Source organism: Yokenella regensburgei, from assembly GCF_051486985.1.
GTDB lineage: Bacteria > Pseudomonadota > Gammaproteobacteria > Enterobacterales > Enterobacteriaceae > CBFFRJ01.
Genome location: NZ_JAHVDV010000015.1, coordinates 84,202 through 97,558, shown reverse-complemented (window position 1 = coordinate 97,558; position 13,357 = coordinate 84,202). Strand labels below are relative to the sequence as shown.

11 protein-coding genes are annotated in these 13,357 nt (G+C 55.8%); 9 read left to right on the top strand and 2 right to left on the bottom strand.

Annotated elements, in window-relative coordinates; all coding sequences use genetic code 11:
• Window positions 1–34: 34 nt before the first annotated feature.
• The 5 genes from KXR87_RS12355 to KXR87_RS12335 all read left to right on the top strand — a co-directional run bounded on the left by KXR87_RS12355 (window position 35) and on the right by KXR87_RS12335 (window position 5,195).
• On the top strand, window positions 35–889 hold the full coding sequence (locus tag KXR87_RS12355; protein WP_437432541.1) for a tetratricopeptide repeat protein: 855 nt from the start codon (window positions 35–37) through the stop codon (window positions 887–889).
• 85 nt (window positions 890–974) lie between these two features.
• Entirely contained in the window at window positions 975–1,892 is a 918-nt protein-coding gene (locus KXR87_RS12350; RefSeq protein ID WP_437432540.1) for an SPFH domain-containing protein, read from the top strand.
• A complete protein-coding gene (locus KXR87_RS12345) occupies window positions 1,889–2,353 on the top strand; it encodes an NfeD family protein (RefSeq protein WP_437432539.1) in 465 nt (154 codons plus the stop codon). The genes KXR87_RS12350 and KXR87_RS12345 overlap by 4 nt, the downstream gene beginning before the upstream one ends.
• Before the next feature lie 2 nt (window positions 2,354–2,355).
• The gene (locus KXR87_RS12340) at window positions 2,356–4,515 is read left to right on the top strand and encodes a hypothetical protein (RefSeq protein ID WP_437432538.1); all 2,160 of its coding nucleotides are present in this window, start codon (window positions 2,356–2,358) and stop codon (window positions 4,513–4,515) included.
• Entirely contained in the window at window positions 4,485–5,195 is a 711-nt protein-coding gene (locus tag KXR87_RS12335; protein WP_437432537.1) for a DUF3142 domain-containing protein, read from the top strand. Before KXR87_RS12340 ends, KXR87_RS12335 begins: the two co-directional genes overlap by 31 nt.
• On the opposite strand, the gene cueR is transcribed toward KXR87_RS12335, so the two are convergent.
• Window positions 5,185–5,595 carry a Cu(I)-responsive transcriptional regulator gene (cueR, locus tag KXR87_RS12330; RefSeq protein WP_437432536.1) on the bottom strand — a complete coding sequence of 137 codons (411 nt, stop codon included), beginning with the start codon at window positions 5,593–5,595 and terminating at the stop codon, window positions 5,185–5,187. The two genes, KXR87_RS12335 and cueR, sit on opposite strands and share 11 nt — an antisense overlap.
• A 168-nt stretch (window positions 5,596–5,763) precedes the next feature.
• Between cueR and copA the strand changes: the two genes are divergently transcribed.
• From copA to ybaK, 3 genes are all read left to right on the top strand, one after another.
• Window positions 5,764–8,265 (top strand): copper-exporting P-type ATPase CopA, encoded by a 2,502-nt coding sequence (gene copA, locus KXR87_RS12325; RefSeq protein WP_437432535.1) that lies wholly within the window; start codon window positions 5,764–5,766, stop codon window positions 8,263–8,265.
• 78 nt (window positions 8,266–8,343) lie between these two features.
• A complete protein-coding gene (locus KXR87_RS12320) occupies window positions 8,344–9,144 on the top strand; it encodes a TraB/GumN family protein (protein ID WP_437432534.1) in 801 nt (266 codons plus the stop codon).
• Between the two features lie 183 nt (window positions 9,145–9,327).
• Complete coding sequence (gene ybaK / locus KXR87_RS12315) at window positions 9,328–9,807, top strand: Cys-tRNA(Pro)/Cys-tRNA(Cys) deacylase YbaK (RefSeq protein WP_437432533.1); 480 nt, start codon at window positions 9,328–9,330, stop codon at window positions 9,805–9,807.
• Window positions 9,808–10,263: 456 nt separating this feature from the next.
• On the opposite strand, the gene ushA is transcribed toward ybaK, so the two are convergent.
• On the bottom strand, window positions 10,264–11,916 hold the full coding sequence (gene ushA / locus KXR87_RS12310; RefSeq protein WP_437432532.1) for a bifunctional UDP-sugar hydrolase/5'-nucleotidase UshA: 1,653 nt from the start codon (window positions 11,914–11,916) through the stop codon (window positions 10,264–10,266).
• Window positions 11,917–12,084: 168 nt separating this feature from the next.
• Here ushA and KXR87_RS12305 point away from each other — a divergent pair, with 168 nt between their 5' ends.
• Window positions 12,085–13,305: an MFS transporter gene (locus KXR87_RS12305; RefSeq protein ID WP_437432531.1), complete on the top strand. Its 1,221-nt coding sequence runs from the start codon at window positions 12,085–12,087 to the stop codon at window positions 13,303–13,305.
• Window positions 13,306–13,357: the final 52 nt, after the last annotated feature.

The following is a 13,357-nucleotide window of genomic DNA, read 5'->3' as shown; positions in this document are numbered from 1 at the left end:
CATGTATGCTTAAACACTTAAACAGAGAAAGCCCATGTCTGCACAGAACATCGTCAACATTAACGAAGCAAATCTGCACCAGACTCTTGAGCAGTCCGCCACGGTGCCGGTGCTGTTCTACTTCTGGTCTGAACGCAGTCAGCACTGCCTGCAACTGACTCCGGTACTGGAAAGCCTGGCCGCGCAGTATAACGGGCAATTTATCCTGGCGAAGGTGGATTGCGACGCAGAGCAGCTGCTGGCCTCCCAGTTTGGCCTGCGTGCGATCCCCACCGTTTACCTGTTCCAGAATGGTCAGCCGGTCGATGGTTTCCAGGGGCCGCAGCCGGAAGAGGTGATTCGCGCCCTGCTCGATAAAGTTCTGCCGCGTGAAGAAGAGCTGAAAGCCCAGCAGGCAATGCAGTTGATTCAGGAAGGCAACTATGCCGACGCGCTGCCGCTGCTGAAAGAGGCCTGGCAGTTATCGAATCAAAACAGCGAAATCGGTCTGCTGCTGGCGGAAACACAGATTGCGCTCAACCGTTCAGAAGAGGCCGAAGCGGTGCTGAAAACGATCCCCTTACAGGATCAGGATACCCGCTATCAGGGGCTGGTCGCGCAAATCGACTTGCTCAAACAGGCAGCCGATACGCCTGAAATTCAGCTCCTGCAACAGCAGGTTGAGCAAAACCCGGCCGACGCGCAGCTCGCCACGCAGCTGGCGTTGCAGCTCCACCAGGTGGGTCGTAACGAAGAGGCGCTGGAGCTGTTGTTCAGCCATCTGCGTAAGGATCTCGGTGCCGCTGACGGCCAGGCGCGCAAAATGTTGCAGGAAATCCTGGCAGCCCTCGGCACCGGCGATGCGCTGGCCTCTAAGTATCGCCGCCAGCTTTACTCCCTGCTTTACTGATCCCGCCTGCTAAATTTGGGGATCGCGCTGTTATGATCCGCAAATTTGTTTAGAATGGCATCAAATTAAACAGGAGGTTTTTTTGATGCTATTCGTTATTCCCATTCTCATCTTCGTCGCACTGGTTATTGTGGGTGCGGGTGTCAAAATTGTGCCACAGGGATATCAGTGGACCGTAGAACGCTTCGGTCGTTATACCCGCTCCCTTCAACCTGGCTTGAGTCTTGTTGTACCTTTTATGGACAGGATTGGTCGCAAGATCAATATGATGGAGCAGGTTCTCGATATCCCGTCCCAGGAAATCATCTCTAAAGATAACGCCAACGTCACCATTGATGCGGTCTGTTTTATACAGGTTATCGATGCCCCGAAAGCCGCCTATGAGGTGAGTAATCTGGAACTGGCTATTATCAACCTGACGATGACCAACATCCGTACCGTGCTGGGTTCAATGGAGCTCGACGAGATGCTCTCTCAGCGCGACAGCATCAATACCCGTCTGCTGCATATTGTGGATGAAGCCACCAACCCCTGGGGAATCAAAGTCACACGTATTGAGATCCGCGATGTGCGCCCGCCAGCTGAGCTGGTGTCATCCATGAACGCGCAGATGAAAGCGGAACGTACCAAGCGTGCGTATATCCTTGAAGCAGAAGGGATTCGTCAGGCAGAAATCGTCAAAGCCGAAGGTGAAAAGCAGGCAAAAATCCTGAAGGCGGAAGGCGAGCGTCAGTCTGCTTTCCTCGAAGCGGAGGCCCGTGAGCGTTCCGCAGAGGCAGAGGCACGGGCGACCAAAATGGTCTCCGAAGCGATTGCCGCGGGTGATGTTCAGGCTATTAACTACTTTGTGGCCCAGAAATACACTGAAGCCCTGCAACAGATTGGCTCGGCCAATAACAGTAAAGTGGTCATGATGCCGCTTGATGCCAGCAGTCTGATGGGGTCAATTGCGGGTATTGCCGAACTGGTCAAAGAGAACAGCCGTGAGCGGAATAAACCATGATTGCCCTGCTGTTTGAACATGCCTGGATTTTCTGGCTAAGTCTTGGTGGTCTGCTGCTGGCCGCCGAGATGCTCGGAGGCAATGGCTATCTGCTCTGGAGCGGCGTGGCGGCGGTCATCACTGGCCTGCTGGTGTGGGTCGTGCCTTTGGGCTGGGAGTGGCAGGGGGTGCTCTTTGCCCTGCTGACGCTTGCCGCCGCCTGGCTCTGGTGGCTTTGGCTCTCAAAGCGCGTGCGCGACCAAAAACCGGCAGATGCGGCCCTCAATCAACGAGGGCAGCAACTGGTTGGCCGCCGATTTACCCTTGATAATGCGCTGGTCAACGGGCGTGGACACATGCGCGTCGGCGACAGCTCCTGGCCCGTTAGTGCCAGCAACGATTTACCCGCCGGCGCAAACGTTGAAGTTGTTGCCGTGGAAGGCATTACGCTTCGCATCAGACTCTACTCAGAAAACCAATAACAATGCAGACATTAAAAACAGGAATCGGGATTTTTCTCGCCACCGCGCTTGCCAGCGCAAACGCATTTGCCTCTTCAGATATGGACAGTTGCCCGTGGGGGGCTGAAGGCTGCTATCTCTCCAGCCCACCGGTGCTGACTATTGACAATGATACCCGTGATAATCTGCTGCGTCTGGTGGGTGAAAAGCGAGCGCTCACACCGCTGCGCCAGCCACTGCCCGATGATGTGACCCGCAGCCGTCATTACTATTTTGGTGATCATACCGAGGAGTGGTACAACGCTCCGGCCTCCACTCAAAGCGCCCCCGCCGAAGACACAACGCTTGGCGACCAGCTCAGGCAGCTCGCGTTGCCGCCGGAGCTGATAAAAGAGACCACCCTGAATGGCAATGAGGCTGAAGGACGCTTTGTTTCTAATAACCGCGATTCCGTTTCACACTTTTATGCGGCGCTGCTGGCGGAGCCGTCGCTTACCCCGGAGCAGCGTACAGCACTTGCCAGAGCCCGCCTTCAGATACCCGGCGAGGTTACTGAGCTTACCGCGCTGCCAACACTGAACGCCAGCGAGGACTCTGCTGCCGCCCATTTTCGAGATTACCTGCTCGCGGCCAATGATTTCTATTCAGGCGAGTATGCCGAGGCAAACGCGGCCTTTACCCGACTGAAAGCGGTACAACAGCCGTGGCTGGCTGAAACGGCAGCGTACATGCTGATGCGTACCGCGCTTAACCAAAGCACCGTTAATGCCAACGGTGAATATGGCGATTTTGATGTCAAAAAAATCGATAAAACTGCCGCCGGAGAGGCCCGAAGCTTTGCCAGTGCCTATCTGGAACACTGGCCAGACGGCGACTATGCCGCATCCACCCGGGGGCTGTTGCGCCGCATAAACTGGTATCTTGAGGAGTGGGACACGCTGGCCGCTCTGTATGAAACGGCGTTATTGCAGGCGGAGGACGGCGACGCACTGGTGGCGCTGGTTGCCGAAAATGACAGCAAAATGCAAAGTAAAGACCTGACGCAGTACGACAGCTACTTCGCCAGCGCGCCGGATGCCCCGCTCATTACTTTTACGCAGGCCCTGCGCCTGATGCGTGCCACAACCTGCAGTGACCGCGCGCCCTGCGTGGACGACGCCTATCTGCAGCACATCAAGCCCATCTTTGAGAAACACAATTCCCTCGGTCTGTGGCGCTACTTGACCCTGAAACGCGATTATCAGCAGGAGAAGTATGCCGGGATCGTCGCGGCAATAAAACCGGCAGAGACATTGCCCGAAAACAACATCCTGCTGTTCAGTGAACAGGTGCTTTACGGCGAAGCGCTGATGGCGCAAAAGCAGTGGCCCCAGGCCCGCGCCCACTGGCTGCATTTGCTTAAACTGAGCAAAGACGTTGAACAGCAGCAGTACCTGCAGGCTAAAGTGGCAGCCACGGAAGCGCTGAGCGGCAATGTCGATGCCATCTTTGCCGCCGACAGCGAAGTGAAAAACCTGCGCTACCGTGCACTGGTGCTGAAAACCCTCGCAACGCCGGAGCGTCTGCGTGAACAGGTTGTCAACGGCCCGAACAATGAAGAACGCACCATCGCCCTGCATACGCTGCTTATTAAAGGCCTCCTCCACGGGGAGTATAAACGCTGGCTGGACGATAAAAAGCTCAACAGCCATATTACTCAGCCGGTGATTGATAAAGCGTTTGCCGATGTCGACCTGACGGTTTTCGGCTGGAACGGGGAGCAGGCAGAGCGCGATTATCATTGTGCTTCGCTGGAAAAAACCGTGGGCGTACTGGCGCAAAATCCGCAGGACCCACATGCATTAAACTGCCTCGGTGAGTTTTTCCGCGCCACCCAGGCCCGCGTGGATGACATGAGTGATTCGCATGGCAACGACATGCTGGATAGCGCGGTGGATAAAGCGCGGGAGAGCGGAGAGCCCGATCGCCAGGGCTTTTACATGCAGATCATCGCAAACAGCAAAGCCGAACCGGAAGATAAAAGCTTTGCCCTCTACCGCGCAGTAATGTGCTATGCCCCATCCGGGTATAACGACTGTGGCGGCAAAGAGGTGGACAAGGCGCAGCGCAAAGCGTGGTTCACTCAGCTCAAACAACGCTATCCAGGCAGCCCGTGGGCACAACAGCTCAAATATTACTGGTAATTACTGCGCTGCTACTGCCGCACGCAACCCGTGCGGCAGTGAACGCCGAAGCGCACCGTGCATTCTGGCTGTGGTCGGGGGTGAAACCGAGCACCGCGCTGAAAGGTGCGCAGACCCTCTATCTGCATCAGGCAGAAATTGTGCAGCGCCCCTCCGGGGTGGTATTTCAGAAAGTTGGCCTTCCGGTCAGCCAGCTTATCTTCCCTCAGCTCTGGCTGACGGTACGCATCGAAACGCTCGACGTGCCGGATGCGTTTTTGCAGCGCATGACCAGGTTACTCGATAACTGGCAGAGCGCGGGAAATCACGTGGTCGGGTTACAGATAGACTTTGATGCCGCCTCGCACAGACTGGATAACTACGCGGTTTTCCTCAGGCGGGTACGAACCCAGCTCCCCTCGCAGTATGCACTTGGGGTCACCGGCTTACTCGACTGGGCGAAAACCGGCAACATCGATGTGCTGAACACATTGCCTGTAGATGAACTGGTGATTCAGAGTTACCAGGGCCGGAAAACCGTGCCCAATTACAGCGAATATCTCCCTGCCCTCAGCGGGCTGCGTATCCCTTTTAAGCTGGGGCTGGTGCAGGGTGGCGAGTGGGATACGACGCGAGTACCCCACTTCTCAGAACACTACCGGGGTACTGTGGTTTTTATGGTGAATCCCGTCAGGCGTTAGCGTTGTGCCGGCAGCAACCCGAAAGATTTTCGATAATGGGGCACTCCGCGCCCTCATCGCCGGGGCAGGCATCTGCCAGCGAGAGCAGTTGCTTACGCATCGCTTCCAGCTCCACAATGTGACGCTCAATTTCAGCGACCTTTTGCAACGTGCGCGCTTTTACGTCAGCGCTATGGCGGGCCGGATCGTTAAACAGATTTACCAGTTCGCCGCACTCTTCGAGGTTAAACCCCACCTGTCGCGCCTGGCGTAACAGCGTCAATTCGTTGACCTGCTGCTGGGTGTAACTGCGATAACCATTTTCGCCGCGAATCGGCGGTGTCACCAGACCTTTATCTTCATAAAAGCGGATCGCTTTACTGGTCAGCCCGGTTTTTTTGGCCACAATACTGATATTCACCTTTCCCCCCTTGACCTTCCCCTTGATGGAAGGTTTAACCTGTTCTTCAATCAGTACACGTGATTAACCAGGTCAATGTTTATACCCGTCATACTTCACGTCGCATGTGCGTTGGCTGCAACGTGAATGCGTTAGGGTATACACGACCAATCATACAGGAAATAAATTATGTCTCACATTATAGAGCTGGATCTGGACGGGCTGTCCTGCGGGCACTGCGTCAAACGGGTGAAAGAGAGCCTGGAGCAACGTGACGATGTCGAGCAGGCTGAAGTCACCATTACGCATGCGCAAATCACCGGCAGTGCAGAGGCGTCTGCGCTGATCGACACCATCAAGCAGGCCGGGTACGACGCGAGCGTCAGCCACCCAAAGGCTAAACCGCTGGCAGAGTCATCACTCCCGTCGGAAGCACTGACAGCGGCCACTCCTGAGCTTCCGGTAGTTGATGACCTTGATGACAGCCAACAACTTTTAATCAACGGCATGAGCTGCGCCAGTTGTGTCTCCCGGGTACAGAAAGCCTTGCAGGCAGTACCGGGGGTCACGCAGGCACGGGTTAACCTCGCGGAGCGCTCTGCGCTAATCATGGGCAGTGCCTCCGCCGCTGATTTAGTCCACGCCGTTGAAAACGCAGGATACGGTGCGGAAGCCATTGAGGATGATATGAAACGCCGGGCGCGCCAGCAGGAAACGGCGGTCGCCACCATGCGACGTTTCCGCTGGCAGGCCATTGTCGCCCTGCTGCTGGGCGTGCCGGTAATGGTCTGGGGTATGCTCGGCGATAACATGATGGTCACGGCTGAAAACCGCACCCTGTGGCTGTGCATCGGCGTACTTACGCTGGCGGTGATGGTGGTGGCTGGCGGCCATTTCTACCGCAGCGCCTGGAAAAGCCTGACCAATGGCACCGCCACCATGGATACCCTGGTCGCGCTCGGCACTGGCGCGGCATGGCTTTATTCGATGAGCGTCAACCTCTGGCCGCAGTGGTTCCCGATGGAAGCCCGCCATCTCTATTATGAAGCGAGCGCGATGATCATCGGTCTGATTAATCTTGGCCATATGCTCGAAGCCCGCGCCCGCCAGCGGTCATCAAAAGCACTGGAAAAGCTGCTGGATTTAACGCCGCCCACCGCACGTGTCGTCACGGAACAGGGCGAAACCAGTGTGCCCCTCGCGCAAGTGCAACCGGGGATGACGCTGCGCCTGACTACCGGCGATCGTGTACCGGTTGATGGCACTATCACACAGGGCGAGGCCTGGTTCGATGAAGCCATGCTGACCGGGGAGCCGGTGCCGCAGGAAAAAAGCGCCGGCGATGGCATCCACGCCGGGACAGTAGTGCAGGATGGGAGCGTGTTGTTCACCGCCAGCGCCGTTGGCAGCCACACCACGTTGTCGCGCATTATTCGTATGGTGCGCCAGGCACAAAGCAGTAAGCCGGAAATCGGCCAGCTTGCGGACAGAATCTCGGCCATCTTCGTACCGGTGGTCGTCGCCATTGCGCTATTGAGCGGCGCACTCTGGTATCTCTTTGGCCCTGCGCCTCAAATCGTTTATACCCTGGTGATTACGACCACGGTGTTGATCATCGCCTGCCCGTGCGCACTTGGGCTGGCGACCCCCATGTCTATCATTTCCGGCGTGGGTCGGGCGGCAGAGTTTGGCGTGCTGGTACGCGACGCCGATGCCCTGCAACGTGCCAGCACGCTGGACACGCTGGTGTTTGATAAAACCGGCACCCTGACGCGCGGCATGCCGCAGGTGGTGGCGGTTAAAACCGTCAACGGATTCAGCGAAGAGCAGGTCATTGCCTTTGCCGCTGCGCTGGAACAAGGCTCCAGCCACCCGCTGGGAAAAGCGATTATTGAAAAAGCGGGCGACAGCGTGCTGCCGGAGGTAAAGAACTTCCGCACTCTGCGCGGGCTTGGCGTCAGCGGCGAGGCACAGGGGAGCACCTTGCTGCTGGGCAATCAAGCGTTGTTGGCCGGGCAGAACGTGGGTCTGGATGCACTGTTCGGTGAGATCGATGCGCAGGCGTCTCAGGGCGCGACGCCGGTGCTACTGGCGGTCGATGGCAGGGCTGCCGCACTGTTTGCTATTCGTGATCCACTGCGTGATGACAGCGTGAGCGCCTTGCAGCGTCTGCACCGTGCGGGCTATCGCCTGGTCATGCTCACCGGAGACAATCCCATCACGGCCAACGCCATTGCCAGGGAGGTGGGTATTGATGATGTGATTGCCGGGGTACTGCCGGATGGCAAAGCCGAAGCCATTAAGAAACTGCAGGCGGAAGGTTGCCGGGTGGCGATGACAGGAGACGGGATCAACGATGCGCCCGCCCTGGCGCAGGCGGAAGTGGGCATTGCGATGGGGGGTGGCAGCGATGTGGCCATTGAAACCGCCTCGATTACCCTGATGCGTCACAGCCTGACGGGTGTGGCCGATGCGCTGGCGATTTCCAGAGCGACCCTGCGCAACATGAAGCAGAACCTGCTTGGTGCCTTTGTCTACAACGCGCTGGGGATCCCCATCGCCGCCGGGATTTTATGGCCGCTCACCGGCACCTTACTGAACCCCGTGGTTGCAGGGGCGGCGATGGCGCTCTCATCCATTACGGTTGTCAGTAACGCCAACCGGCTGCTGCGCTTCACGCCAAAAGAGTAAGCCTCCCCGCCGTGCTGGCGGGGTTTGCACCTTTCTCCCCTACGCGCTAGCATGGCGTTTTCTCTTCGGGAAGCGCGTATGAGGCTGTTTCAGCGAATAAAACATTTCTTTCGTGCGCGCCATTATGCCTGGCCTGCCATTGACATTACCCTGCGCGGTAACCGCCACCTTCATCTGGTGGGCAGCATTCATATGGGCACGCAGGGCATGTCTCCCCTGCCCGCTGGCCTCCTGCAAAAGTTACGTGACGCTGACGCCCTGCTCGTTGAAGCTGACGTTGCAGGCAGTGGCTCCCCTTTTTTAGATCTTCCCGTCTGCCCGCCGCTGGTGGAGCGACTGTCCGCTGAACAGCTTACGGCGTTCGATGAAACACTGGGCTCGTTAGGCCTGCCGCGAGAGGAGTTTGATACCCGCCCGGCATGGCACATTGCGCTGGTATTGCAGGCGACACAGGCGCAGCGGCTGGGACTTCGCCCGGAATTTGGGATTGATTATCAGCTCCTGCAGTCCGCGCAAGCTTACGCGATACCGGTCATCGAACTGGAGGGTACCGAGAATCAGGTAGGCATCCTGCTTGGTCTTGCGGACGGCGGCAATGAACTGTTACAGGATACCCTTACCCACTGGCATGAAAATGCACGCCTGCTGCAGGTAATGTTGAGCTGGTGGCTGGAATCCCCTCCGCACGAATCGCCTTTAACCCTGCCAACGACCTTTAGCGCGTCGCTGCATGATGTCCTGATGCATCAGCGCAACCGGGCCTGGTGCGAGCGATTGGATGCCTTACCGCCGGGTCATTATGTGGTGGCTGCGGGGGCGTTACATCTTTATGGTGAAGGGAATTTGCCGGCGCTGTTGCGGCAAAAAAATGGCCAATAAGTGTATTGGCCCGTCAAAGAGGAATTTCACTTTTATTATTATGCCGGGGCTTACGCTCCGGGTGGCAAGATTGTCGCTCAAACTTTTGCCACTGCCAATACTCTTGCGCAAGATAGTACTATTTTTGCCCTCACCGGCGGGCGTATGCTGTTCTGATGAAATAACGTGATTTAAAGGATTGCTATGACCCCCGCCGTTAAGTTACTCGAAAAAAATAAGATCCCGTTTCAGATCCACGCTTACGACCATGACCCGAATGAAACCAATTTTGGTGATGAGGTGGTGCGCAAACTGGGCCTCAACCCCGATCAGGTCTATAAAACCCTGCTGGTGGCGATCAACGGCGATATGAAGCATCTTGCCGTCGCCGTTACCCCCGTCGCCGGGCTTCTGGATCTGAAAAAAGTGGCGAAAGCCTTAGGAGCCAAGAAGGTGGATATGGCCGATCCCGGGGTGGCTCAACGTATTACGGGATATCTGGTGGGCGGTATCAGTCCACTGGGGCAGAAAAAACGGCTTCCCACGGTGATTGACGCCCCGGCGCAGGAATTTGCCACCGTCTATGTTTCCGGTGGCAAACGCGGGTTAGATATTGAACTGGCGGCAAGCGATCTGGCGAGCATCCTTGATGCAAAATTTGCCGATATCGCGCGTCGTGAGTAAGATTTCGTACAGCTTTATTCCCTCATCCGAAGGCTGAGGGAACCTCAGTAATATTATGTTTTGCAGGGATGACACTGCGTAATGGGAATAAAACCGTCACCGCGATGACTGGGTCCGGCTGAAAATCGACGACGCGTATCCGTAAGGCCGGGGCGCCGCACAGGCATGCGCGGCGAGGGCGACGTTACACGGACGTTACCTTCGCCCGTCCCCGATAAGCCTGAAGAAGAAGCTAAGTTGACCGCGCCAGCGGCGATTTTCCTGGCCGGGAGCCCGGGTCACCAGGGCGGTGGCGATGAATCGGCCTGGCACGTTCACGGGTTCTGGAGCGACAGAGAAGCAATAAACATAGGGTGAACGGAATACCCCTCAGAGCCGCATGTTTCCCTCACCCCGGTGGGGCGAGGGAAGCGTCCATGCCCGCATTTTTTTGTCGGGATCCCTCACACCGTCCTGTTACTGCCAGCTCACTTCGCCTTTCGGCTCGTATGCATTTACATCCAGCGGCGAGTTTTTCTGAATAAACTCTTTGAGCACCTCAGCATCAATAAAGCCGGTATTCACATAGCCCGGTTTATCGTCGATATGCGGGTAGCCGTCACCGCCGGTGGCGTTAAAGCTCAACGTTGCCAGACGGTAGGTTTTTGCCGGATCAATCGGTTCACCTTTGATTTTGAGATCATTGAGCACACCGTCTTTTGCGACAAAACTGACGTTGGCAAACTGCGGGTACGCACCGGAGTCTGGCTTCATTTTCGCCACGGCGGTCAGGTAGTCGCTCAGCGCTTTACCGTCCATGTCCGCATAGACCAGGGTGTTACCAAAGGGCTGCACTTTCAGCACATCTTTGTAGGTGATGTCGCCCGCCTCAATGGAGTCACGCACCCCGCCCCCGCTCATCACCGCCAGATCGGCACTGGTACGCGCCATCTGTGCGGCCAGAATCACGCGCGCCAGGTTCGTTTGTACGAAGCGAACTTTACTGCGGTCACCTTCAAGGTGGCCATTCACACTGCCAACCTTGACCTCAAGCTGCGCTTTACCTTTGTTCTGAAAAGGCGTTAACAGCGAGAGCATCTGCGGATTTTCCTGAATTTCAGGGGTAAAGAGTACGCGCTCACTTTTGCCGTTGTCGTAGGTGATTTTCTTTTTCAGGTTCACCGGAATGAGCTGATAATGCACCATTTTCATTTCGCCATTACGGAACTCAAAATCAGCGCGCCCTACATATTTGCCCCACTCATGCGCCTGAACTATCCAGATGCCGTTTTGTTGATCCGGTGCACACGGTGTGCCGGGCACATAATCCACCTGTTTTTTATTCTCAGAGGCCATGCAGACCGGGTCCTGCGAGTGCCCACCGACAATCATTGCCAGTGCACCTTTTGGCAGGCTGCGGGCCATCTCCACGTCGCCTGGCGCGTTAGAACCATGCTCGCCGTTGTCGTAGTGCCCCATATGCGTGGCGGCGATGATCACATCCGGTTTCTGCGTCTGATTGAGCTCATCGATAACCAGCTTCGCTTCTTCAGCCGGTTTGCGAAATTCAATGTCGGTGAAGAATTCAGGGTTCCCGATTTTTGCCGTGTCGTCAGTGGTTAGCCCGATCACCGCAATTTTCAGTCCCTGCCGGTCAAAAATCATCCAGGGTTTGAAGAGGCGCTCGTTGGTGCTTTTTTGATAGATATTGGCAGAGAGGAACGGGAACTTTGCCCATTTTTCCTGCTGACGCAGAACGCTCATAGGGTTATCGAACTCATGGTTACCCACCGCCATCGCGTCATACCCAATCAGGTTCATGCCACGAAAATCGGGTTCGGCATCCTGGAGATCGGACTCCGGTACGCCGGTATTGATGTCGCCACCGGAGAGCAGTAATACGCTACCGCCATCGGCTGCGACCTCTTTGCGAATACTGTCCACCAGCGTTTTTTGTGCCGACAGGCCATACTCGCCGTAGTCGCTGCGCCAGAAATGACCATGATGGTCGTTGGTATGCAGAATAGTGACCTTATTGGTTTTATCCTGCTCGTAAGCCTGTACCTGAGTGCTTGCCAGACTCAGTGCTGCCAGAATCGCCAGCACCCTGCTTTTTTTTAACAATTTCACGTTTCTCTCCCTGATTCATTAACAACCGCAAAAGTACTGTCCATTGCAAGAATAGACAAATAAGTTTTCAGAATTGCGACTTCCTTCAAACCTTAAGGGCGGGTATGTTAGCCAGATAATTATTACAGTTCCGATACTTTTTACATCGCAAACTAAGACAGAGTCTTTATGGCAATCAGTGAAAACCCTCAACCGCTGACCGCGCCGTCCGGGTCGGCTGTAAAAACGCGCACCTCTTTTGGCATTCTTGGGGCCATCAGCGTCTCACATCTGTTAAATGATATGATTCAGTCGCTGATCCTGGCGATTTATCCCATCCTGCAGGGGGAGTTTTCGCTCTCGTTTATGCAGATTGGGATGATTACGCTTACCTTCCAGCTCTCTTCATCTTTGCTACAGCCGGTGGTGGGTTACTGGACGGATAAACATCCGATGCCCTGGTCCCTGCCGATTGGCATGTGCTTTACCCTTTGCGGCCTGGTCCTGCTGGCACTGGCGGGAAGCTTTAGTGCCGTGCTGGTTGCTGCGGCGCTGGTGGGAACCGGCTCTTCGGTCTTTCATCCGGAGTCTTCGCGCGTGGCTCGTATGGCGTCCGGTGGGCGTCATGGTCTGGCGCAGTCCATCTTTCAGGTGGGGGGGAATTTTGGTAGCTCGTTAGGGCCACTGCTGGCTGCTATCGTGATTGCCCCCTATGGCAAGGGGAATGTGGCATGGTTTGTACTTGCCGCACTGCTGGCCATCGTAGTCCTGGCGCAGGTGAGCCGGTGGTACGCCGCTCAGCACCGGGTGAATTCGGGTAAAAAATCATCCCCGGTAATAAATCCCTTGCCTCGTAACAAAGTCATTCTGGCCGTTTGCGTACTGCTCGTGCTGATTTTCTCGAAATACTTCTATATGGCGAGCATCAGCAGCTATTTCACTTTTTATCTGATGAATAAGTTCGATTTAACGGTGCAGAGCGCGCAGATGCATCTGTTTATCTTCTTATTTGCGGTGGCTGCGGGCACGGTAATTGGCGGGCCTGTCGGTGATAAGATTGGAAGAAAATATGTAATTTGGGGCTCTATCCTTGGCGTTGCTCCTTTCACCCTTCTTTTACCCTATGCAACCCTCTTCTGGACCGGTGTTTTAACGGTCATTATTGGTTTTGTCCTGGCTTCGGCCTTTTCTGCCATTCTGGTCTATGCCCAGGAGCTGTTACCGGGGCGTATAGGTATGGTTTCTGGACTCTTTTTCGGTTTTGCTTTCGGTATGGGAGGCCTTGGTGCTGCGGTACTGGGCGTTATTGCTGACCATACCAGCATCGATTTGGTCTATAAAATATGTGCTTACCTGCCATTACTGGGAATTCTGACCATATTCCTGCCCGATAACCGTCATAAAGGGTAGTTTCTCCGGGGGCAAAGTCTTGCTTTGCCTCCGCAGTTCGCTTGCGGGCAAG